The following is a 22,556-nucleotide window of genomic DNA, read 5'->3' as shown; positions in this document are numbered from 1 at the left end:
GCTGGCGCTCAACGCCACCATCGAGGCGGCGCGGGCCGGCGAGGCGGGCCGGGGCTTCGCGGTCGTGGCCGCCGAGGTCAAGGAGCTGGCCAACCAGACGGCGCGGGCCACGCAGGAGATCGGCGGGCATATCGCCCAGATCCAGGGCTCGACAGCGCGTGCCGTCTCGGCGATCGGCAGCATCACCGCACGTATTCAGGACATCAGCGGGGTTGCAACGACGATCGCGGCGGCGGTGGAGGAGCAGGGGGCCGCCACCCAGGAGATCGTGCGCAACGTGGCGCAGGCGGCGATGGGGACGAGCGAAGTCACGAGTAACATTTCGGGGGTAGCCGGCGCCGCCGAAGAGACGGGCGCGGCCGCTGCCCAGGTGCTGGGCGCCGCCTCCGAGCTGTCACGCCAGTCCGAGCACTTGAACGCCCAGGTCCGTCAATTTCTCGCAACGGTGCGGGCGGCATAGATGGCCGGCAAAGCGCCGGACACGGTGATGAGGTTCCCATCGACGAGACGGTGCAGCCCTGTTTCGGGACGTTTCGGACCACCTGCGGTGTTCGCAGGACGACAGTGTTGCCGGACCGGCGACGCTACAAAGCGACTGTTTCCTGGCAGGTCGCGTGCCGCTCCAGTGCAGCGATGATCGTGGAGGACAGGAGTTCTGCAGCCGGTGAGAGGGGGCCGGGCGCCCGGTAGAGGACGATCTCGGTGTCCGGCAGCTTCGGCAATCGTAGGCGATTGCCGACCGAGACCAGTCCCGCCGGGATCATCTCGGTCGGCAGCACGGTGACACCGAGTCCCGCCTGAACCGCCGCTTGAAGGCCCGCCAGGCTCTGACTCGTGTAGACCACGCGCCAGGGGCGTCCGCTCGCATCCAGCGCGGACAAGGCGCGCCGGCGGTACACGTCGGGCGAAGGCGGAAGGACGAGCGGCACCGGATCGCTGGCTTCCGTGAGGAGGCGGGGCGATGCGGCCCAGTCGAGGATTTCCCGCCAGACCTTCGTGCCGCCGCCGGACCCCTGGGGCTCGCGCTTGAACAGCATCAGGTCGTAGCGGCCCTTCGAGAAATCGTCGAGCAGGTTCACGGTGAAGTCGCAGCACACCTCCAGCGCGACCTGCGGGTGGGCGCGCGCGAAGCGGGCCAGGATGCCCGATAGGTGTACGGTGGCGAAATCCTCGGGTGTGCCCAGCCGAACCACGCCCCGCACATCCGGTTCGACGATGCGAGAAAGGACCTCGCTCCCGAGCTTCAGCATCTGCCTCGCATACGTCAGCAGAACCTCGCCTTCGGGCGTCAACTGCAATTCCCGACCATCCCGGTCGAACAGGCGTTGTCCAAGGCCCTCCTCCAGCCGCTTGATCTGCAGGGAGACCGTCGACTGGGTCAGCTCCATGCGCCGGGCGGCGCGGGTGAAGCTGCCATTGTCGACGATGGCCACGAAGGTGCGCAGAAGATCGAGATCGAAGGGGAGCGATGGCATCGGCATCCCTTTGATGTCGAGGCCTTCATTCGCCGTACAAGAAGCTGGGACAAAGTCTCGCTGAGCAGATTGACCGAATTCGGCTCCCGTGTGACGGATCGCACATGAAGACTGAAGTGTATGCTAGTGGGTATTTTGAATACAATGACTTCTGCCGTATCGTAAGCGGCGGTGATCGCTCTATTTGAAAACGCAATGCTTTGCATTGTGACGGAGACATTGTCGATTGCCTGGGCTTATCCAAATCTCTGTTGTGGCAGCACGGGACCGATGCGGCGGACAGAGGCCGCTTCGAGCCCCAGCCCAATCACGCGAACCCACCGGTTCGCGTGCCCCAAGCCCAAGCAATGGAGATGAGCCATGAAAGCCGTGATGAAGACCTTTGCTGCGACGCTCGTGGTCGCCCTCGGTGTCGCCGGGGCGACCTCGGTGGCGATGGCCGACTACCGGGTCGGTCCGCAGCAGCGCCCCCTTCCCCCCACCACCTGGGACGGTCTGGTCACCGGCGCGATCACGCTGCCGACGGATCAGGGCTACAGCGCATACGGTTGCCGGCGGAGTTCGGCTCAGGAAGGGAACGCCAATCAGCAGAACTTTCCAGTCCAGCAGTACGGCCAGGTCTCGGGTGGTTATCGCTGCTGACGCCCCTGCCGCCGGCCCATGGGCCGGTGGACGACGCTGACCCCGCGGGCCGCCGGCCAGTCCCCCTCGGTTCGCCGAAGCCGACAGGCTCTGGCGAACCGCTACGCGGGCGCCCGCCGCACATGCGTTCCAAGACCCCCGCATAGCCCTGCATCCGGCAGGACCGCTTTGCCCGCGGCTGCCTGGAGTGCGAGGCGCCCGTCAGGCGCTCAGCCGACCGCCCTGCAGAGCGGATCGGTCGAGTCCGCGCGGACGCGCAGCCGGGGCAAAGGCTGCGCCGTCCTCATACGAAATCCGAGCACTGGCCGGTCGCGGATCGCGAGCGGCTGCGTGCGCCACCCTGGAACGATGTGAACCATGATCGCGCCGCCGCACACACCGCTGACCTTGGCAAAGGCCTGCAAGCTGATCGGACGCCTCCTGAAGCCGGAGGCCGGATACGTCTGGATGGCGGTCGTCTACGGGGCCGCCATCGCCCTCCTGGGCCTTGCCACGCCCATCTCGGTCCAGTTGCTGATCAATTCGGTCGCGAACACCGCGCTGCCGGCGCCCCTGTTCGTGCTGTCCGGACTTCTCCTGCTCCTGCTGGCGATCGCGGCGGCGCTCAGCGCCGCCCGGGTCTACCTCATGGCGCTGTTCGAGCGGCGCGTCTTCGGCCGCATCGTGGCGGAGATCACTCTGCGCGCGGTCCACGCCCGCAATCCGTTCTTCGACGACGCCCAGCGGGGCGACCTGTTCAATCGGTTCTTCGACCTCATGACGGTCCAGAGGGCGGTGCCGCACCTTCTGATCGGCGGCTTTGCCATCGTCCTCCAATCGACCCTCGGCCTGATCCTGACGAGCTTCTACCACCCTTTCTTCCTGGCCTTTAACGGGGTCCTCGTCGGCGCGCTGCTGTTCCTGTGGCTGGTCTGGGCCGGCCCGGCGATCCGCTCGGGTGTGCGGCTCAGCCACGCCAAGCACGACACCGCCCGCTGGCTGGAGTGCGTGGGCGGCTCTAACGGGTTCTACAAGAGCAGCCGCCACCTCGACTTCGCCCTGCAGCGCTCGGAAGCCGTGACGGCCGCCTATGTGCGGGCGCACCGCCGCCACTTCGGCCATACCTTCGCGCAGACCCTCGGCTGCCTTACGGTCTACGCCGTTGCCAGCGCGGCCCTGCTGGCGCTGGGCGGATGGCTGATCCTGCAGGGCCAGCTCTCGATCGGGCAGCTCGTGGCGGCCGAACTCGTCCTGTCGGGAGTGTTCTACGGCATCTCGCAGCTCGGCTCCTACCTGGAGAGCTTCTACGACCTCGTGGCCGCGCTGCACGAACTGTCGCTGTTCTACGACATCGAGCAGGAGAACGACTTCGCGCGGACGGGGGCGGTGCCGGCGACCGGCTCCCTTCGCCTACGCGACGTCGAGGTCGAGGGCGGGCGCCTGGACTTCGCCGTCGGCAGCGGCGAGCAGGTCGCCGTCACCGCGGAGGCGCAGGTCGAGCAAGCGGTGGCCGCGCTGCTCAAGCGCTCGGTGCAGCCGCGGCGCGGGTTGGTGATGATCGGCGGGGCCGACATTGCCTCCTTCGAGATGTACCGCCTGCGCTCCGAGATCCTGGTTCTCGACCGTCCGACGCTCGTCGAGACCACGATCCGCGCCTACCTCGCCCTCGCGGACGACCAGGGAGGAGCCACGACCCAGGATTGCCTCGACCGCCTCGGTCTGTCGGAGCGCATCCTGCACCTGCCGCAGGGCCTCGACACCCCGCTCTCGTCCTCGGGCTGGCCGCTCTCGACCCGCGAGATCATGGCCCTGAAGCTGGCCGCGGCGGTGGCGCGGCCCCCCAAGCTCCTGATCCTGAGTACCCTCTACGACCTCGTGGCGCCCGAACACGTCGCGGCGGCACTGGTGGCCCTGCGCCAGGCGGGCACGACGGTTCTGCACTTCACCCAACGTCCCGAGATACAGGCCTACGACGGCTATCTCTGGCTCTGCAGGCGCGACCAGGTCCGGTTCGCGGATCCCGCGGGTCTGCTCGCCCGCGCCAACGACAAGGAGACGTCCCGTGCTGTCGCGGCCTGAACACCTGCATCACTTCCCGACGCTGACCGCGATCCGCCCGCCCCGTGCCGCCCTCGCGCTCGCCTGGATGCTCGGTATCGGCCTCGTCCTGGCGGCGCTGATCCTCCTCACCGTGCCCTGGGTCCAGACCTCGGCCGGAACGGGCCGCGTGATCGCGCCCAACCCGGCCGACCGCGTGCAGACGATCACGGCCCTCGTCCAAGGGCGGGTCGAGCACTGGTACGTGGAGGATGGCCAAAGGGTCCGGGCGGGCGATCCGATCGCACGGCTTGCCGACAACGACCCCTTCCTGCTTCAGCGGCTCGGGGCCGAGCGGGAGCAGATCGAGGCTGAGATCGCGGCCGCCGAACAGGCGGTGCGGGTGGCCGAGAGCGAGGTCAGCCAGACCCGGGAGGCGGCGGATAAGGGCTTCGTGACGCGGCGCAACTTCGAGGCCGCGCAGATCCGTGTCGCGGAGCGCCGCGTGCGGCTGGCCGAGGTCAGGGGGAAGCTGAGTCGCCTGGATGTGACGGCGAACCGTCAGGCGGCGCAGCTGGTGCGCGCACCACGCGATGGGCGGATCCTCCATATCAACGCGGCGGCCGGAGCGACCCTGGTCAATGCCGGGGACATCCTCGCCACCCTGGCTCCGCACGCCTCCACGCGCGTGGTGGAACTGATGGTCGATGGCCGCGACGTGGCCCTGATCCGGCCCGGGCAGCCCGTGCGCCTCGCCTTCGAGGGCTGGCCGGCCATTCAGTTCAGCGGCTGGCCATCGGTGGCCCACGGCCTGTTCGATGGGCAGGTTCGGATGATCGACCCCTCGGCTCAGCCGAACGGCCTGTTCCGGGTCCTGGTGGAGCCGGCACCCGGCAAGATCGCCTGGCCGGACGTCGCGTTCATTCCCCTGGGCGCCAAGGTGCGCGGCTGGATCCAGATGGAGACGGTGACGGTCGGCTACGAACTCTGGCGCGTCCTGAACAACTTCCCGCTGGAATTCCGCAGGCCCGGTCGCGAGGGGCAGGAGGCGACAAGATGAGACGCCGTCGAACTGTACGCCCGTTGTCTTCCCCGATGGTCGGAAGGCCGATGGCGGCCATCCGCGCGGTTCCTGCGTTCGAGGATTCCGATCCCGGATGGGGTGTCGAACGCCTGCTTCCGAGCATCGCCTCAAGGACGCTGAAGGGCAGGGGTGGGTCGAATGCGGATGGCCCGCTTCACGATGGGGTCATACGCACACCGGACGGCAACGATGTCGGGAAACAGCGGTCGTTCCGACATCAGACGTCGCCGAGGCGGCTGTCAGCCGACCTTCAGGCCGGCCTGAAACGCGAAGGCCCACCGTTTCGGTTCGCGGTCTTCCGGTGACAGGTAAGGAAGCTTTAACCACCTTGACCGAAACTGCATCTGTCAGATCGGAGACGGGGTGTTTGCCTCGGTCCGAGCCGATCACGCTGCTGGCCGACACGGCCGGCCGCAATACTGTACGACTGAAGCTGGTTGGTCCGATGGGAGCGGGAGCCTTGCTCGCCTGTCGCGCTGACTGGCTTCGCCATGCGTGGGACAGGCGTAACATGTTGGGGGAATAGCGCTTCCACGTGATCAGGCGTAGGCTCGCCGGATGTTCAGGTGGCGCATCTACCTTGTGACGACAGCGGTGCTTGCACTTCCCATCAGCGGCTTCTGGCTTCATGCCTGGCACATCGGGGCCGGCTTGAATTGGCTTGAGCCGGACGTCGATTTGTTGGTGATCGCAGCTCTTTCCGTCGGAGCCAGTGCGTTTCTGGCCTTTTCCGTGACGAGATCGATTGCGCGGTCCTAGGCCCGTCAGGAATTGTAGCTGACGAGCGCGACCACCCACGATCCGTGGTCCTTCACGAGGGCCTGTGCTCCAGCCTCGCTGGCCGTCGGAGCATGAGAGCCGGATGGCTGGATCTCATAGACGTCATAGCTTGCCGCCGTGCTCGTTGGCCCGACGTGACCAAACCCGCGAGCCGCACGGCCATGATGGCGGTCAAAGAGAAAGACCGCATCATCCGGGGAAGCCACGTTCCCGGCTTGACCAAAGCGTGCCGTATCGCCGTAGACGCGGCCCGTAGCTCTCTCGATTGCGATGTAGTGTGCCATGTGAAATCGTCCCGCCCTTTCTGATTACACACGGTCGCCGCGTGCCATCTCGAACGCGCGGTCGATGGCCTGAACGACCTGCTTTGGCGCGAGATGATGGATCATGTGGCCCATGCCTGGGACGACGATGAATTCGCTCTGAGGCAAGGCGTGGTGCAATCGCTCGGATTGACGTCCGACATCTGCGATCTGATCGTCGGCCCCGGCGATGATGACGACGGGCAATTTGAGTTCGCGGTAGTGCGCCTGCAGTTCGACCGTCACCGGGGTCATCAACGCAGCATCCTCAGCGGAAGCTCGGAGCTGCAGAGGTCGCAGCATCATCTCCTTGGGGAACTCCCGATCAAACCGCTCCGGCACGCGAGCCGGCGCGAACATCCCCTTGATCATGCCCGGCATGAGAGCCCGACCAACGAGTGGCGATACGGTGTAGCGCAGGACGTCCCCGATGCCGGGGATCGCCGGGGGTGAAGCCAGGATCACATCGGCCCGCAGCGTCGGGTAGTAGTAGCCCGAAGCCAAGACGAGGCTCCGCACGAGGCTTGGCGCCTGCAGCGCCAGGGCGATGGCGACAAGGCTGCCCCAGGAGTGCCCAAGGACCACCGCGTTCGAGACGCCAAGCCGCTCCAGAGCCTTTTCGTACAACGTCGCATGAGCCCGCGGGGTCCAGAGCCCGCGGGGCCGGCTGCTGTAGCCATAGCCCGGCCGGTCGAAGATGATGACCCGGTAGCGCTTGGCGAGTTCGTCCACGATCCCGCTGACCAGGAAGTCCTGGATCATCGTGCCGTTGCCGTGGATCAGCACCAAGGGCTGACCGTGGCCTCGGACGATGTAGTGCATACGCACACCATCCACGGTCATGAAGTCGCCGATGGGCGGCGTGCGCCGCTCGGCTTCGCGGGCGCTCACGACCGCAAACAGCGCGGATGCACCAAGAGCAGCAGCAGACCCGATGAGAGCGGGAACCAGCCAGGGCGTGGTCGAGCGGCGCGTCATAGTGTGATCCTCTGTGGTGAAAGTGGCTCCCTGATCGAGGAGACGGTGCGCGTGCGATGGGGGTCGAGCGTTCTCAGGGACGAGGGGCGGTTTCCAGGAGCCGGGGTGCCATCGCGGCGAGAGCCAGGAGTGGCCCTGGCATCACGACGCCGGCCCGCCGCATGGTCTGAGCAGCGGCTCGGCAACCCTGGATGTCGTTCGTGCCCGCCGCGCTCTCGATCTGCTGCACGTTCTCGGCGGAAGGTTTGGGAGCCGCGGGCGCAGCCGGGACCGTCGCAGACGCAACCTTCGCAGGTCCCGATGCCTTGGCCGTGGAGCCTGCCGGAGCGGCCTTGTTCTGCGCCTCACCCTGGGGACCAGCCGCACCCGGTCCGGAGGCCGTGATCTGCCCGCTCTGACCCGAGGTGTTCTGGGGCGTGCCCGGAGCGGAGGGCTTCGCTGACGTATCGTCACTCTTCTTGGCCGTCACCGCCGTAGCGAGCTGTGGCGGTGCCTCCGCCGCCTTTGTCGCGGCCTCGGGCTGTTTCACGAAGGCAACGAGTTCCGTGCAAAGGTTCGCCGGTCTACCGGTTCCGCCGCTGCTATCGGGCGTGGGCTGACTCAATGCGCCCTGAGCGCGTGCAAGGGCTGGGTTCAGAACCAGCGCGGCGATCGTCATCGCCTTTAAAGCCCGCATGTCGATGTCCTTGGATCAGCCGGGAACGGCGCAGACGCGTTCGGAGGTGCTGATCACAAGAAACTGATCGCAGAGTGATTGGTTGCGATGGAACCTCGATGATGAACCCCAGAAAGCACTAGACATTCGCTTGAATGGCCGGGATGTCGAAGATCCGATTATTTTCCGATTACTCTTGCCGGGCCCGATCTACGCACCCTTGAGACGCCCCATCTCTGTCGGGAAAGATAGGATTGGATTTCCATTGCGGATGAAACGTACCGGAATCACGATCCCGATATGCCCTCGTCTCGACCCTCGACCTGCAGCGTGATGCGCTGACACGAACCGGCTGCGAGTGCCTGCTCGAGGAGAAGACGTTCGATAAGGCCGGGATCAAGGGCCCCGAGTTCGAGGCGGCCCTCGCCTCACTCCGCCCACAGACGTGCTCGTCGTCTGGACGCTCGCTCGTCCAGATGATGCGCACCATCGACTCTCTCGATCGCGGCCATTGCCACGCGCCTCGGGGTCAGCCGGGACACGCTCTTCAGCGAGTTCCTCCAGGCCCGCCCCCGCAGCGAGGCAGACGTAGCGGATCCGGCGCAAGCACCGCTTCGTCTACCCCACCGACTGGCCGCATCTCTCGGCCGTGATCCGCTTCGAGCGAGCCAAGGGACGTTGCGAGGTCTGCGCCCGTCCGCATGGACGGCGCGTCTTCCATCTGACGGATGGGCGCTGGTGGGACGGAGGGGAGGGCTCCTGGCGTGACGGGGCAGAGCGCTTCGTCTGTCCGGCGAGTGGGGCCGACGATGCTCTTGGTACCGTACGAACCACACGCGTGATCCTGACCACCGGCGACCGCGACACGACGAACAACGCGACCCGGGACCGTTCGGCCTTTGGCCATCGCAGCCTCATGAACCCCGATCGACCCGAGCACCAGCGTCGGCGCTGGTATACCCTGTTCAGGCGCAACGCTTTAGGTGATCTCTTCAGGGCCCGTACTAGATTTGCATCTACCCAATGTCTCACAGGAAGTTCCGCAGAGACACAAAATTCTTTTCCTGGGTAATTTCATTGTTTGTTAACCCGGCAATCGGGATATTGGCTCGAGTTTGATGTATTAATGCAGCAAAATGGTATAGTAGATGCCCGATCGGCGACGGTTCAAAAGACAGCAATGCAATCTTGAAGCGAGGATCTTCGTTCCGCTCTCAAGTAACGCTATTCCTTGCCTCATCACGGATATCTCAACTCACGGAAGCTTCGTGCGTACGCCGAAGAACGCGCCCATCCCGGCAAATTTCGATCTTGCGATCGGCTTGAGCAGCCTACCCCGTGCGTGTCGCATCGCCCGGCGAGAAGCGGACGGCTATGGCATCGAATTCCTTGATCCTGTTCGTCATGAGGTAGAGGAAATCCTCATCGAGACCGCGTTCAAGGAAGACCTCGTCTTCGAAGCGCTCAACCCAGCCCTGGACAGCGAAGCCACGATGACCCGGGTGCGTCTTCGTCGAGCCGTCGACGCGGTGATGGATCTGATCGAGCGGCGCAACGCCATGGGCTGGGCGTATATCGAGCCCTTGCCGGATCCGTTTGATCAATCTCGGGAAGCGCTTCGCAGCACCAGCGCGGCTCTGATGCCGGCCTCGACCGCAAAGCTCTTGGCGCCTCCCTTCAGCAAGGGGCAAGGCCGTCGTTCGGCGGCTTTGTGACCGCCGCACCACGAGCGATGTTTCTCGTTCGTTCCGCAGGCCGAAGGTCTCGCCTCAGGAGGGGTCTTGGATCAGAAGAGGGGGCATTCCAGCTTCTGGTCCCGTGTCATGCTCCTCGCTTCCCATTCCGTCCTCCGGCAGCATCGCGAAGTCGTCGCCGTGATGGCCACCTATGGGATGTTCCTCGGCGGCATGCTGGTGCTCGCCTGGGCGATCTCCTGAGGGAGTCCGTGGATCGGTACGAGGCCATCGTGCATCGCGCGGCAGGGATCCGCGGCCGGGGGCCGCGCTGTCCCGGGTGGTGGCGCTCAGCGAGCTGAGATAGACCCGCCGCCCCAGGATGGGTGTGATAGGGGACGGAATGAGCGACCAGCGCAGCGCCGATTTCCTCGCCGTGGTCATCGAGAATGCGGAGCTGCGCCGGCAACTCGCGGAGGTTCAGGACCAGTGCGTCGAGCTGGCGGTCGACGCGGGTGAGCAGCACGCCGAGAACGAGGCCCTGCGTCTCCGACTGGCGCAGGCCGAGCGCGAGTGCGATGCCTGGCGCGCAGAGGCCGAACAGGGGCGGCGCACGGGCTGACCGTCGGGGGACCGCACCATTCGACCACCGGTTCGACTGATCGAGGCTCGTGAAGCCGGTCGTTCCCGCGCAAGCCAAAAGGCCTCCCGGGCGTTCCATGTCGTGCCGACGGCGGCCAAAGCCGAGATGCCTGAACGGGGAGGGCATACGAACGGGTTGCCCGCGGAGACGGTCGAGGTACGCGATGACGTGATCGCCCGGGGCGAGGCGCATCGGAACGAGCCCATCGCAACCCTTCATGCCCTCGGCAGCCGGGGGGAGCGTTCGACGGCGAACCTATGAATGCGAGGGCAGATCGAGGGCACGCTCGCCGCGATGCAGTGGCGTCGCGCCTGACTGCACGCTCTAGAGCCACGCACCGGGTAACCCGCCTGCCACGCGGCTCATTCCCAGTCGATCTCCAGGGAGCGCTCGAACGCCCCATCGCCGAGCTCTTTGCCTTTGGGATCGACGACCACGACGTCCCGAAAGCCTCGCCGCCGCAGCTCCCACGTCTTCTCCATCGCCTGTTCGTCCGTGCCGCAGGCGAAGGTCATCACCCTGCCACTCGGATCAATCCCCTTCACTGTGAACACGACATCGTCTCCGCTCTCGACCGGGATATGGGGTTGGCATTTGCGAGATCGTAGCCCGGATCGGATCACAGGTGGCCAAGTGGGGCAGCCTGGATCCTGGATCGGAAACGTCCGCTCAAGCAATGTCTCTGGTATACCTCTATCAAATGCAACGCCTTGGGATGTCTCTTCGGTGCCCCGTGCCTGACCAGCCGAGGCCGGATTTGCGACGCTCAGTTTTAATCCGGTGCAGTGCGTGTCCCCTGGCACGTCAAGAATGAAAACGGCTCCCCATATTGGTTTCAGACAGAGAGAAACGAACCAAGACATTGGTTCGTACTGTGAAGGAGCTCGTAAGCTTTAATGAAGACCCGTATCGCCGCCCTCGCCACTGCCCTTGTCCTTGGCGTTGCTCCGATCTCGTCCGCCATGGCCTATGACAGCCCCTCCCGCTACACGTCGTTCGCACCCTTCGACGTCGAGACCACGGGCTCGGTCAACGATATGCGCCGTCCTCCGGCCTATCTCGGTTGCCCGATGAGCTCGGCCGCCGAGGGCAACGCCAACCAGCAGAACTTCCCCACCCAGCAATACGGCCAGACCTCGGGCGGAAACCGCTGCTGATTGGATTCGCGACGGAGACTCCCATGCTGCTGAAAGGCTTCTCCACCGCGATGATCGCTGCCTTCGCGGGTGGCATCGTCTGCAGCATCGTCGGCTCGGCCAACGCCTCCTTGAGCCTGTAAAGGCCGAGCCCTACGGATATGCGTTCGAGACCCGCCTGGCCCTGGCCGCGGCGGGTCTCTTGCTATGCTTGACAGCTTTTCGAGGCGCAGCGTGACGCTCCCCCTGGCAAGGCGTTTCTGCCGTCTGTCCCCGGTCTGCACAGGTCGTCCACAAAGCGTTTGACCCGCGCCCGTCCAGAATGTTCCTGCTTTGTACTGAAGGGGGGACAAGACCCATGACCGCAACGCAGATCGCCGAGATGGCGTCCATGAGCGAGGCCGAGATGATCGCTCTGGCCTACGCAGAAGCGGCCGGTGGCGATGCCCGCCGGGCCCTGCTGCAGGCCATCGAGGACATCCTGAGCTTGGAGGCGAAGCTGGCCACGGCCGAACGGCGGATCTCCTATGGCTACGTTCGCGGTGCCGGACCCGGTCGGGGCACCTGACGTGGAGCGCCTGTGCGATGTCCGCGCCGAACGCATCGTCCTCCTGTGCAGTCCCTGCGGACGGCGCGGATCCTATGTGATCGAGCGACTGCGCCAGCGCTTCGGCGCGCATGCCTCGGTGCTGGACGTGTACCTGGCCCTCACGCAAACCTGCCGCTTCCAGCGCGAGGTTGGAAGCCGGACCCCCAACGTCTACGGCATGACGTGCCGGGCCAAGCTCGACACCACGGGTGGCCCTGAACCCGCGGGGCTGCCGTCGAGGACCTGAGCCATGTGCAACCTCTACAGCCTGATCACGCCACAGGCCGAGATCCGCGCTTCCTTCGGCGTGTCGGTCGATCGCACCGGCAACCTGCCGCCGCTGCCGGGCATCTTCCCCGATCAGCGCGCGCCGATCGTGCGCGTGACCGAGGACGGCGAACGCGTCCTGGAGATGTTGCGCTGGGGCATCCCGGGCCCGAAGTCGTTCGGCGAGCATCCTGTGACCAACGTGCGCAACGTGAAGAGCCCGCACTGGCGGCCCTGGCTGAAGCCGGAGTACCGCTGCCTGGTACCGGTCTCCTCGTTCAGCGAGTACGCCGACACCAAGCCGCGAAAGACGCCGACCTGGTTCGCTCTCGGCGAGGACCGGCCGCTGTTTGCGTTCGCCGGCATCTGGCGCCCCTGGACGGGGGTGCGCGGCACGAAGGCCGAGAACCCCGACCGCATCGAGGAGGAGCACCACCTGTTCTCCTTCCTGACCTGCGAGGCCAACGGTATCGTCGGCCCGATCCACCCGAAGGCCATGCCGGTGCTGCTGACGACGCCGGAGGCGTGGAGCACCTGGCTCGCGGCCCCGACCGAGATTGCGCTCGAGCTTCAGCGTCCCCTGCCGGATGCGATGATGCGGATCGTGGCGACGGGATCTCGAAAGGATCCGGCAGAGTGAAAAATCGAGCGGCTTCGCAAAATCCTACCTTGTCATTTGATTAACTTAGCTGCCAAACAAGCAAATCAGATTAAAGACGATCTTCACCGGACTACGTTATCAATCCATCTGGTAGAGAGAGAAAAAGATCTACTCATACAACGCCTGATGGCAGAAGCGAAAAACTGCGATGATCCACCAGCTTGTTTATTACAGCCGCAACGTCGTCCTCGGCAACGACCGGGCGATGCTGACGAATTTGCGGGAGATCGTCACAGCCTCACAGCGCAACAACAGCCGAGACGGGATCACCGGGTTCCTGATCTTCGACAAGACCTGGTTCATCCAGATCCTGGAGGGTGAGCAGGCGCAGGTAAGCGCGACTTATACTCGTATTGCACGGGATCCGCGCCACACGACGGCGACCATCATGGATGCGCGCAACAGTCCGAGCCGCTCCTTTCCCAACTGGACCATGGGAGGCGCCATGCGGACGCCGGAGGTGGAAGAGGTCTACCTGCAGCATGGCATCGGCAGCGCCATCGAGCCCACACGCCTGAAGAGCACGCAGGTCATCAACCTCGCGCTCGACCTCCAGGCCTTCGATACCGCCAAGCGTCAGGCGCAGCGTCTGGCCAGCTAACGGTATCCCACCGTCATCCTGGGGGCGCCGATCCCCACTCTGGCCTGACTGGAATCGAACGCCGTGGGAGGCCTCGGTCGCTGTTCAGCGGCTGAGGCGCAGCCCGAGATCTCGCCGGTCGTTGGAGCGGAAGATCGAACGCCGACGAGGTTCAGGTCTTGATGCCCTTGAAGGTCTTCGAGATCGGCGGCTGGGCTCGCGCTTCCCGATGTTCACGAGCGTCGGGACCGAACGCGCAGCGGCGATGGGCGGTGTGACAATCACACCCCTGGCCTGATCAGGATCGTTCACTAGAACGCTTCTGATCACCGGGACGGCCGACACTTGAACGACTACGAAGACGGCGCGCGCATCGACGCCGAGATCACCAGCTCCGTTGTCGGCTCCGATCCCTTCGCCGCTGCCGTGCGCGCGACGCGCATGCCGATGGTGATCACCGATCCGCGGTTGCCCGACAATCCCATCGTGTACGTGAACGACGCGTTCGTGAAGCTCACCGGCTACGAACGCTCGGAGATCATCGGACGCAACTGCCGTTTCCTGCAGGGCCCCGAGACGAACCCCGAGGACGTCAAGCGGGTCAGGGACGCCATCGACCGGCGCGTCACCATCGAGATCGACCTGAAGAACCACCGCAAGGACGGCATCGCTTTCTGGAACCGCCTCCTCGTCTCGCCTGTCTTCGCGCCCGACGGCGAATTGACTTACTTCTTCGCCTCGCAGTATGACGTGACCCTCGAAAAGGAGCGGCTTGTCGTCCTCCAGAAGGACCGCGACGCCCTGGAGGCGGAGTCGGCCCGCCGCTCCCTCGAACTCATCGAGAGCGAGGAGCGCCTCCGATTTACCCTGAAGGCCGGACGCCTCGGAGCCTGGACGCTCGATCTCGGCGTCATGCGCCTGGTCTCGTCGGATGGGTTCAAGGAGAACCTTGGTCGCCCGCAGAACGAACCGCTGACCTACGAGGAGATGCTCAAGGCCATCCATCCGGAGGATCTCCCCAGGAAGCTCGCGGCCCGGGACGCTGCGATTGCCGGCCACTCGGACTACGACGTCGAGATCCGTGTCATCACTCCGCGAGGCGAGACACGCTGGCTGCAGTTTCGCGGCCAGGCCTCGTACCGCGCGGATGGCACACCTCTGAGCATCGCCGGGATCAGCCTGGACATCACGGACCGCAAGCGGGCCGAAGAGCACCGCGACCTCCTTGCGGGCGAGCTCAACCACCGCATCCAGAACACCCTGGCGACCGTCCAATCCATCTCCCGCCAGACGCTGCGGGGTGCCGCTTCCTTGGAGGAGGCGCAGGTCGCGATGGAGTCCCGCCTACGTTCCTTGTCGGCCGCGACGGAAATGCTGGCCCGGGGCAGTGGCGATTGGGCGACTCTGACGGAGGTCGTCATTGCGGCGCTGCACCCGTTCGGCGTCGAGCAGGGTCATCGCTTCAAGATCGGCGGACCGATCCTGCGCCTCGCACCGCGCGTCGCCCTGGCCTTCGCGCTCGCCATCCACGAACTCGCGACGAATTCCGTCAAGTACGGTTCCCTCTCGCGGGACGACGGTCGGGTGATCGTGAGCTGGGATATCGTGGACGGGTCCAGTCCCGACCGGCTCTGGTTCCAGTGGCAGGAGGTCGGTGGACCCCGAGTCTCGCGACCGACGCGAACCGGCTTCGGCTCCCGCATGATCGAACGCGCCCTGGCCCAGGAGATCGGAGGGACGGCGGAGATCGATTACCGCCCGCGCGGCGTCGTGTTCACGGCCGAGGCGCCGCTGCTGGAGATCACCCGAGACTGAAGGGGCGCCGTTCGGTCGGGTATCCTCATTCTGATAAACGCCATCCAGACGTCAGGCCGCGTGGTGGATGGCGTCGACGACCTGGGAGGAGCTGTACGGTTTGGCGACGAACAACCCGTGATCCGGCATGTCCCGATTCGCGAACCGGTTGCGTCCCGAGGTCACGACGAGCCGGATGTCGGGCCAGGCGTTGTGGACGCGCTCGGCCAGGGTCACTCCGCACATAGACCCGGGCATATCGACGTCCGTGAAGAGCACGCCGATGTCCGAACGCTCGTGAAGGATGAACCAGGCTTCATCGGCTTGACGTGCCTCGACCACCGAGAAGCCGGCATCCTCCAGCATGTCGACCGCCATCATGCGGACGAGGTCATCGTCCTCGACCACAAGCACCCACGATGTTTCGGGATCGCGTTTCCTCGACGTTGCTGTTCAACAAGCGACCTCCGGAACGGTTGCCTGTGGGACCGTTAGGCCCAGGGGCATTCCCGACCTTGGCCGTCTCGGTATTTGATCCCGCGGTGTGGTGATATGGCTGAGCACCATGCTGCGAGGGACGCGCTCTGGTCCGGGTTCTCCCTGGAAGCGGGGCACTCCGTCGCGCGATCCGGTGACGTGAAGAGAGCGTAAGGGCGCTGGCCCGGCGCTGCGGCGTCAGCCCGGCAGCTTTGCCAGGGCGGCGGCGTCGCGCCCGACCACGGGGGCGAGCTGGGGCACGCCCTCGGCCTTCATTCGCTCCACCAGCCCGACCTTGATCTTCGGGATCAGCCCGGGACCGGCATAGACGAGGCTCGAATAGAGTTGGAGCAGGCTGGCGCCGGCCCGGATCTTGGTCCAGGCGGCCTCCGCCGAGTCGATGCCGCCGACGCCGACCAGGGGAAGCTTTCCGCCGACCCGCAGATAGGTTTCGGCGAGGAGACGGGTCGCCGCCGCGAAGAGCGGCCGGCCCGAGAGGCCGCCGGTCTCGCGGGCGAGGCTCGCCTCGCGAAGGGTCCCGGGCCGGGCGATGGTGGTGTTGGACACGACCAGACCCTGGACGCCGCGCCGCAGGGCGGTGGCCGTCATCGCGTCGAGGGCGTCGAGGGTGATGTCGGGCGCGATCTTCAGCAGGATGGCGGTGGCCGGATGGGTCGTGTCGCGGGCCTCGACCACCCGGGCGAGCAGCTCGTCGAGGAAGGCTTCGCCCTGGAGGTCCCGCAGGCCAGGGGTGTTCGGCGAGGAGACGTTGACGGTGACGAAATCCACCAGCGGCGCCAGGGCGCGGGTGCAGGTCACGTAGTCGGCGAGGCGGTTGGTCGAATCCTTGTTGGCGCCGATATTGACGCCGACGCGCCCCGGCCGGCCCTGGCGGGCGGCGAGGCGACCTCGCACCACTTCGAGGCCCTCGCTGTTCAGGCCGAAGCGGTTGATGACCGCTTGGTCCTGTGCCAGCCGGAAGACCCGGGGGCGGGGATTGCCCGGCTGCGCCTTCGGAACGACGCCGCCGACCTCGACGAAGCCGAAGCCGAGTCCGAGCAGGGCATCGGGCACCTCGGCGCCCTTGTCGAAGCCCGCCGCGAGACCGACCGGATTCGGAAACCGGCGGCCCAGGGCCTCGACGGCGAGGCGTGCATCGTCGGCCGGCGGCCGGCGCGGGGGCAGGGCGGCGAGGCCGCGCAGCGTGAGATTGTGCGCCGTCTCGGCATCGAGGCGGTGCAGCAGGGGCTTGGCCAGGGGGAAGAGGGCGCCGATCATGCCGGGCGTCCTTCAGCTTGGGGGCCCGCGCCGGCGAGGGGGGCTGCGCCGAGATCGCTCGGGAAGACGTGGCGCCCGTCGGCCCCGAGGGGCAGGTCGGTCACGGACCGGACGGCCTTCAGGTCCAGGACGGCGTGGAGGTGCGGGAACAGATCGCCCCCCCGCGACGGTTCGTATCGCAGGGCCGGCCCGAGATCTTCGGCCTCCACGGCGACCAGAACGAGGTCTTCGACGCCGGCGAAGTGGCGGGCCGCGGTCTCCCCCACCTGAGCGGCGGTGGAGAAATGGATGTAGCCGTCGGTGCGGTCGATCGGGGCGCCCTCGAAGCGGCCGATATCCTCGGCCCTGCGCCAGAGGGCCCGGGGGGAGATCTTGTAGATGAGCGCCATGCCCGCTCCGTACCGGGTTTCGCAGGGCCGATCAAACGCCGCCGCGACGTCCGAAACTGCAACCTCACGGACTAAGTTGACATCATGAGTTGCCAGGACCCGGGGATGAAGCGACCGGCTGAATCGGCAGCCTTCGCACCATTGCCATCCGAGTAGAATAGTTCTACTTTCCTAACTCTAGGCTGGACGTCTTACCCGTAATACGCTTTGAGCTTTCGATGCTGTCTCATGAACAGATTTGGACCGCAATCGACCGCCTAGCGGAACGTCATGGATTCTCCGCGTCCGGTCTCGCTCGGCGGGCCGGACTGGACGCGACAAGCTTCAATCGCTCGAAGCGCATCGGCCCCGATGGCCGCAAGCGCTGGCCCTCCACCGAATCGGTCTCGAAGGTGCTGGCCGCCACCGGGGCGAGCCTCGACGAATTTCTCCGTCTGATCGAAGCGCGCGATGGACCGCCGCGCACCATGATCCCGCTGATCGGCATGACCCAGGCCGGCGCCGGGCGCCTCTTCACCGACGAGGGCATGCCCACCGGCGGTCCCGGCTGGGAGGAGATCGAGTTTCCGGACCTGGCCGACGATCGCGCCTTCGCCCTGGAGGTGCAGGGCGATTCGATGGCCCCCCTCTATCGCGACGGCGACGTGCTCATCGTCTCGCCGACCGCCGGGGTCCGCAAGGGCGACCGGGTGGTGGTGCGGCTCGCGGCCGGCGAGGTGCTGGCCAAGGAACTGAAGCGCAAGACCGCACGCACCATCGAGCTCGCCTCGCTGAACCCGGACCACGAGGACCGGGTCGTCAACGTCAGCGATATCGCCTGGATCGGCCGGGTGATGTGGGTGCGCCAGTAGCGTCTCCGGCGCAGCTTTGCCGTTCTCCCGGTTGGGGCTATGCCTTGCGGCCGGAGGGGCCGCGTGCCCCGGATCGGCGGACAGGCCATGGCATCGCCCCGGACGGACGATCACCCTGCGGAAAGTGCGCCGGAGGCCGGCCTCGCCCGACTGCTGACCGCCTCGGCCGTGCCGGCCGCGCTGCTGGCGCCGGACGCGCCCGGCAGCCGCATCCTCCTCGCCAACCGCGCCCTCCGCGACCTCGTCCGCCGGCCCGCCGATGCGCCCTCCGACGGCGACCTGCGCGACTGGCTCGGGCTCGCCGGTGATCGGGACTCCGGCGCCACCTTCGCGGCGGCCCTCTCCGGTGGGGCGCCCGAGGGCGTCGAGGTGCTGGCGCGCCCGGGCGGCGGTGCGGCATTCTGGGTGCAGGTCTACCTCGTCCCGGTTCCGGAAACCCCCTACCGGCTGGCGCAGGTCGTGGACGTCACCCGCCGCCACGACGCCGAGGGAGCCCTCGCACTCTCCCGTCAGCGCGAGGCGCTGGGCCTGCTCACCAACAGCGTGGCCCATGAATTCAACAACTTCCTCCAGATCCTCATCGGCTACATCGACGGGCTAAAGCGTCGTCTGGGGGACCGCGACGAGCCCTTCATTCAGCGCGCCATCGTCCGCTCCACGGACGCGGCCGAGCGCGCCACCACTCTGACCCGCCAGCTCCTGGCCTTCTCGCGCCGCATCGCGCCCGATGTCCGCCCGGTCGACCTGAACGGGCTGATCGAAGCGTTCGGCGCCCGGACCGGCCCGACGCTGCCGGTCCGGATCACCCTGGAGACCCGGACCACGCCGGGGCTCGCCTGCGGCCTCAGCAACCCGACCCAGATCGAGCTCGCCCTCAACCACATCGTGGCCAATGCCTGCGAGGCCATGCCGGCGCCCGGGCGCATCGTGATCGCGACCTTCGCGGTGCCCCCGGGGGACCGGGCCCTGCAGCGGCCCGGCGACGGCGCCGTCGGCATCACGGTGACCGACGAGGGCCAGGGCATGTCCCCCGAGATGGCGGCCCGCGCCCTCGCGCCCTTCGTCACCAGCCGCGAGGCCGGTCGGGGTGCCGGGCTCGCCATCGTCCACGGCCTCGTGAAGCGCCAGAACGGCACGGTGTCGATCGACTCGAAGCCCGGTGAGGGCGCCACGGTCCGGATGGTGTTCCCTGCCGCGCTCTGAGGGGAATCCAACAGGATTCTGGCAAGACCAGCGGACTAAAAGTCCGGCGCGAACGTCACCATATCAGGAGCGGCGTCATCGCCGGACTTCCCATTTGTTCACCAGAGGCGTTTTCATGCTCACCTCCACCACTCGCCGGAAGCGCGCGGCATCCATCCTCGCGCTCGCCGCGACGCTGGTTCTCGCAGCGCCCGTCGTCGAGGCGCGTCCCGGTAGCGGCAGCAGCGGTGGCATGGGCTCGCGCGGCTCGCGCACCTACGCGCCGCCCTCGGCCACCACCACGGCGCCCGGCGCCCCGGCCCCGATCCAGCGCTCGCAGACCCAGCCCGGCCCCGCCATGGGCAATCCCGGCATGAACACCGCCGCCCAGCCCGGACGGCGCTTCGGCGGCGGCTTCATGGCCGGCCTGCTCGGCGCAGGCCTGCTCGGCGCGCTCCTGGGCGGCGGCTTCTTCGGCGGCCTCGGCGGCATCGCCTCGTTCCTCGGCTTGATCCTCCAGGTCGGCCTCGTGGTCCTGCTCGTCTCCTTCGCCGTGCGCTGGTTCCGCCGGCGTCAGGGCCAGCCGGTCGCGGCCGGCCTGTCCCGCTCCAGTCTCGACGGCGCCGGCGCGAATCCGGGCCCGTTGGGTGGCGCACCCCTGGGGGGCGCCCCGACGGGCGGCGGCTACGGCAACGCCCAGCGCGGTCCCGCACCGGTCCAGCCCGCGCAGGCGCGTCCGGTCCAGATCGGACCGGGCGACTTCGAGAGCTTCGAGATCGCCCTCAACGACGTGCAGGCTGCCTATGGCCGTGAGGATGCGGCCGCGCTCCGCAACCTCGCCACCCCGGAGATGGCCGGCTACTTCCTCGAGGAGTTGCGCGCCAACGAGGCACGCGGTGTCGTCAATCGGATCTCGGACGTGAAGCTGCTGCAGGGCGACCTCTCCGAGTCCTGGGGCGAGGGCAATGTCGAGTACGCCACGGTGGCGATGCGCTACGCCATCAAGGATGTGACGCTCGACCGTAAGACCCAGCGGGTCGTCGAGACCGGCGAGCCCGAGGCGGTGGAACTGTGGACCTTCGTGCGCGAGCGCGGCGGCCGGTGGATCCTCTCGGCGATCCAGCAGGGTCGCTGAACGACCGACATCGGCGATGAGCCGCTGAAAACGAAGGGCCCGCGCGGAGATGTCCGCGCGGGCCCTTCCGCGTTTCAGGAGGCGGCGATCAGGCGGGCCTGTAAGCCTGCGCCATCGCCACGAAGGCCGAGACCGGCACTTCCTCCGCCCTTGCCGTCTCGGGGATGCCGGCCGCGTCCAGAAGCCGGGCCGGATCGGGCACTGCCGCCTTGAGGCTCTGACGCAGCATCTTGCGCCGCTGCCCGAAGGCCGCCCGGGTGATCGCCTCCAGGGCCTGAACCGAACAGGCCAGCGGCTCGCGCCGGGGCGTCAGCCGCACGATGGAGGACGTCACCTTCGGTGGTGGCACGAAGGCCGAGGGCGCCACGTCGAAGAGGATGTGGGCCTCGGTCCGCCAGCCGCAGAGGACGCCGAGGCGGCCGTAATTGGCGCGGTCGTCCTGGTCGGCGACGATGCGCTCGGCCACCTCGCGCTGGAACATCAGTGTCAGGGAATCCCACCAGGGCGGCCAGGCTGCGCTGGCGAGCCAGCCCACCAGCAGGGGCGTGCCGATGTTGTAGGGCAGGTTGGCGACGATCCGTACCGGCCCCGTGCCGATCAGCGGCACCGGGTCGAAGCTCAGGGCATCGGCATCGACCACGTCGAGGCGCCCCGGATAGTGCGCCGCGATCTCGGCCAGCGCCGGAAGCGCGCGGGGATCGCGCTCGATGGCGATGACCCGGGCGGCGCCCTCCGCCAGGAGCGCACGGGTGAGGCCGCCGGGGCCGGGGCCGATCTCGACCACGGTCACGCCGTCGAGCGGGCCGGCCGAGCGGGCGATCCGTCCCGTCAAGTTGAGGTCGAACAGGAAGTTCTGCCCGAGCGCCTTCTTGGGCTCCAGGCCGTGCCGACGCACCACCTCCCGCAGGGGCGGCAGGCCATCGGTGCTGGTGCTTCCGTCCTCGCTCACGCGCCGGCCTTCACGAGACGGGCGGCGAGGCGGAGCGCCGCCATCAGGCTGTCGGGTCGGGCGATACCCTTGCCGGCGATGTCGAAGGCGGTGCCGTGGTCCGGCGATGTCCGGATGAAGGGCAGGCCGAGGGTGACGTTCACGCCCTCGTCGAAGGCCAGGGTCTTGATCGGGATCAGGGCCTGGTCGTGGGTCGGCGTCAGGGCCACGTCGTAGGTCTCCCGGGCCCGCGCATGGAACAGGGTGTCGGCGGGCAACGGCCCGCGGATGTCGATGCCTTCGCTCTGCAACTGCAGCACCGCCGGCTCCAACACGTCACGATCCTCCGTGCCCATGGTGCCGTTCTCGCCCGCATGCGGGTTGAGGCCGGACAGGACGAGGCGCGGCCGGGCGAGACCGAAGCGCCGGCGCAGGTCCTCCGCCACGATGCGGGCGGTGCGCAGGACGAGATCCTGCGTCAGCAGGTCGGGCACCCGCCGAAGGGCGACGTGAATGGTCACCGGAACCACCGCCAGGGTTTCGCTCCACAGCATCATCACGGGAAGCGGCGGGATCTCGCCGGGCTCCACCGCGCAGGCGGCCAGGAACTCGGTATGGCCCGGATGCGCGAAGCCGACCTGCGTCAGGACGTACTTGGCGATCGGGTTGGTGACGAGGGCGGTCGCCGCCCCGGCACGGACGAGGGTCACCGCCGTGGTGATCGATTCCAGCGTCGCACCGGCATTGGCGGAATCCGGCCGGCCCGCCACGGCATGAATGGCGGCGCCGCTGGGAAGGGCCATCACCGGCAGGGCGCGCCCGAAGACTTCGGTGGCGAGATCCGGGCCGACATCCGCGATGGGAACTCGCAAGTTCAGTTCGCTTGCCCGCCGCTCGATGAAGGCGGGGTCGCCGATCAGGAAGAAGGGCGGCAGCCCGGGCCCGGCGTCTCGCAGGCGCCAGGCCATGAGGGCGAGTTCCGGTCCGATGCCGGCCGGATCTCCGAGGGTGAGGGCGATCGGCCCGTGCAGGCTGCTCACC

At 67.1% G+C, this 22,556-nt stretch carries 24 protein-coding genes; 15 read left to right on the top strand and 9 right to left on the bottom strand.

Translation table 11 applies throughout. From position 1 onward, the window contains the following. On the top strand, positions 1-460 hold a 460-nt coding region (locus ASF20_RS09970), incomplete at its 5' end, for a methyl-accepting chemotaxis protein (RefSeq protein WP_244476373.1). Between the two features lie 124 nt (positions 461-584). Here the strand turns inward: ASF20_RS09970 and ASF20_RS09965 are convergent. Then, positions 585-1,475, bottom strand: coding sequence for a LysR substrate-binding domain-containing protein (locus ASF20_RS09965; RefSeq protein WP_244476372.1), 891 nt, complete (start codon positions 1,473-1,475; stop codon positions 585-587). A 372-nt stretch (positions 1,476-1,847) separates the two neighbouring features. Between ASF20_RS09965 and ASF20_RS09960 the strand changes: the two genes are divergently transcribed. The 3 genes from ASF20_RS09960 (at position 1,848) to ASF20_RS09950 (ending at position 5,193) form a co-directional block, all read left to right on the top strand. Then, a complete protein-coding gene (locus ASF20_RS09960) occupies positions 1,848-2,117 on the top strand; it encodes a hypothetical protein (RefSeq protein ID WP_082501277.1) in 270 nt (89 codons plus the stop codon). Positions 2,118-2,474: 357 nt separating this feature from the next. Continuing rightward, entirely contained in the window at positions 2,475-4,175 is a 1,701-nt protein-coding gene (locus ASF20_RS09955) for an ABC transporter ATP-binding protein (protein ID WP_056273496.1), read from the top strand. Then, positions 4,159-5,193 (top strand): HlyD family efflux transporter periplasmic adaptor subunit, encoded by a 1,035-nt coding sequence (locus tag ASF20_RS09950; protein WP_056273493.1) that lies wholly within the window; start codon positions 4,159-4,161, stop codon positions 5,191-5,193. Before ASF20_RS09955 ends, ASF20_RS09950 begins: the two co-directional genes overlap by 17 nt. 788 nt (positions 5,194-5,981) lie before the next feature. Here the strand turns inward: ASF20_RS09950 and ASF20_RS23965 are convergent. Next, positions 5,982-6,281 (bottom strand): hypothetical protein, encoded by a 300-nt coding sequence (locus ASF20_RS23965; protein WP_156389575.1) that lies wholly within the window; start codon positions 6,279-6,281, stop codon positions 5,982-5,984. 24 nt (positions 6,282-6,305) lie between these two features. After that, positions 6,306-7,277, bottom strand: a complete 972-nt coding sequence (locus ASF20_RS09940) for an alpha/beta hydrolase (RefSeq protein WP_056273488.1) — start codon at positions 7,275-7,277, stop codon at positions 6,306-6,308. Between the two features lie 1,803 nt (positions 7,278-9,080). Here ASF20_RS09940 and ASF20_RS09935 point away from each other — a divergent pair. Continuing rightward, positions 9,081-9,647, top strand: coding sequence for a PilZ domain-containing protein (locus tag ASF20_RS09935; protein ID WP_082501257.1), 567 nt, complete (start codon positions 9,081-9,083; stop codon positions 9,645-9,647). Positions 9,648-10,008: 361 nt separating this feature from the next. Beyond that, positions 10,009-10,227, top strand: a complete 219-nt coding sequence (locus ASF20_RS09930; protein WP_056273483.1) for a hypothetical protein — start codon at positions 10,009-10,011, stop codon at positions 10,225-10,227. A gap of 383 nt (positions 10,228-10,610) precedes the next feature. Here the strand turns inward: ASF20_RS09930 and ASF20_RS09925 are convergent, their stop codons facing one another. Further along, the gene (locus tag ASF20_RS09925) at positions 10,611-10,802 is read right to left on the bottom strand and encodes a hypothetical protein (protein ID WP_056218727.1); all 192 of its coding nucleotides are present in this window, start codon (positions 10,800-10,802) and stop codon (positions 10,611-10,613) included. A gap of 342 nt (positions 10,803-11,144) precedes the next feature. Between ASF20_RS09925 and ASF20_RS09920 the strand changes: the two genes are divergently transcribed. The 6 genes from ASF20_RS09920 to ASF20_RS09895 all read left to right on the top strand — a co-directional run bounded on the left by ASF20_RS09920 (position 11,145) and on the right by ASF20_RS09895 (position 15,296). Further along, the gene (locus ASF20_RS09920; protein WP_056273479.1) at positions 11,145-11,405 is read left to right on the top strand and encodes a hypothetical protein; all 261 of its coding nucleotides are present in this window, start codon (positions 11,145-11,147) and stop codon (positions 11,403-11,405) included. A 337-nt stretch (positions 11,406-11,742) separates the two neighbouring features. After that, positions 11,743-11,952 carry a hypothetical protein gene (locus ASF20_RS09915; RefSeq protein WP_056218733.1) on the top strand — a complete coding sequence of 70 codons (210 nt, stop codon included), beginning with the start codon at positions 11,743-11,745 and terminating at the stop codon, positions 11,950-11,952. Further along, positions 11,912-12,220, top strand: coding sequence for a hypothetical protein (locus tag ASF20_RS09910; RefSeq protein ID WP_244476371.1), 309 nt, complete (start codon positions 11,912-11,914; stop codon positions 12,218-12,220). The genes ASF20_RS09915 and ASF20_RS09910 overlap by 41 nt, the downstream gene beginning before the upstream one ends. 3 nt (positions 12,221-12,223) lie before the next feature. Next, a complete protein-coding gene (locus tag ASF20_RS09905; RefSeq protein WP_056273477.1) occupies positions 12,224-12,880 on the top strand; it encodes an SOS response-associated peptidase in 657 nt (218 codons plus the stop codon). 169 nt (positions 12,881-13,049) lie between these two features. After that, positions 13,050-13,502, top strand: a complete 453-nt coding sequence (locus ASF20_RS09900) for a BLUF domain-containing protein (protein ID WP_056273474.1) — start codon at positions 13,050-13,052, stop codon at positions 13,500-13,502. Between the two features lie 324 nt (positions 13,503-13,826). Then, positions 13,827-15,296 (top strand): PAS domain S-box protein, encoded by a 1,470-nt coding sequence (locus ASF20_RS09895; RefSeq protein ID WP_056273470.1) that lies wholly within the window; start codon positions 13,827-13,829, stop codon positions 15,294-15,296. 51 nt (positions 15,297-15,347) lie between these two features. Here ASF20_RS09895 and ASF20_RS09890 read toward each other — a convergent pair whose 3' ends face one another. The 3 genes from ASF20_RS09890 to ASF20_RS09880 form a co-directional block, all read right to left on the bottom strand. Further along, the gene (locus ASF20_RS09890) at positions 15,348-15,689 is read right to left on the bottom strand and encodes a response regulator (RefSeq protein ID WP_056273468.1); all 342 of its coding nucleotides are present in this window, start codon (positions 15,687-15,689) and stop codon (positions 15,348-15,350) included. A 261-nt stretch (positions 15,690-15,950) separates the two neighbouring features. Continuing rightward, positions 15,951-17,030: a quinone-dependent dihydroorotate dehydrogenase gene (locus ASF20_RS09885; protein ID WP_056273465.1), complete on the bottom strand. Its 1,080-nt coding sequence runs from the start codon at positions 17,028-17,030 to the stop codon at positions 15,951-15,953. After that, on the bottom strand, positions 17,027-17,419 hold the full coding sequence (locus ASF20_RS09880; protein ID WP_056273461.1) for a DUF952 domain-containing protein: 393 nt from the start codon (positions 17,417-17,419) through the stop codon (positions 17,027-17,029). The genes ASF20_RS09885 and ASF20_RS09880 overlap by 4 nt, the downstream gene beginning before the upstream one ends. Positions 17,420-17,637: 218 nt before the next feature. Between ASF20_RS09880 and ASF20_RS09875 the strand changes: the two genes are divergently transcribed. From ASF20_RS09875 to ASF20_RS09865, 3 genes are all read left to right on the top strand, one after another. Further along, positions 17,638-18,270 carry a helix-turn-helix transcriptional regulator gene (locus ASF20_RS09875; RefSeq protein ID WP_056273458.1) on the top strand — a complete coding sequence of 211 codons (633 nt, stop codon included), beginning with the start codon at positions 17,638-17,640 and terminating at the stop codon, positions 18,268-18,270. 87 nt (positions 18,271-18,357) lie between these two features. Next, positions 18,358-19,473, top strand: a complete 1,116-nt coding sequence (locus tag ASF20_RS09870) for an ATP-binding protein (protein ID WP_056273455.1) — start codon at positions 18,358-18,360, stop codon at positions 19,471-19,473. Positions 19,474-19,588: 115 nt separating this feature from the next. Then, a complete protein-coding gene (locus ASF20_RS09865) occupies positions 19,589-20,587 on the top strand; it encodes a TIM44-like domain-containing protein (protein WP_056273453.1) in 999 nt (332 codons plus the stop codon). A gap of 88 nt (positions 20,588-20,675) precedes the next feature. On the opposite strand, the gene rsmA is transcribed toward ASF20_RS09865, so the two are convergent. Together rsmA and pdxA are read right to left on the bottom strand one after the other, a co-directional pair. After that, entirely contained in the window at positions 20,676-21,536 is an 861-nt protein-coding gene (rsmA, locus tag ASF20_RS09860; RefSeq protein ID WP_056273450.1) for a 16S rRNA (adenine(1518)-N(6)/adenine(1519)-N(6))-dimethyltransferase RsmA, read from the bottom strand. Next, positions 21,533-22,555, bottom strand: a complete 1,023-nt coding sequence (gene pdxA / locus ASF20_RS09855; RefSeq protein WP_056273447.1) for a 4-hydroxythreonine-4-phosphate dehydrogenase PdxA — start codon at positions 22,553-22,555, stop codon at positions 21,533-21,535. Before pdxA ends, rsmA begins: the two co-directional genes overlap by 4 nt. Position 22,556: the final 1 nt, after the last annotated feature.

This window comes from Methylobacterium sp. Leaf88 (genome assembly GCF_001422795.1).
GTDB lineage: Bacteria > Pseudomonadota > Alphaproteobacteria > Rhizobiales > Beijerinckiaceae > Methylobacterium.
The sequence above is the reverse complement of the archived record's forward strand: the minus strand, read 5'-3'. Positions and strand labels throughout refer to the sequence as shown.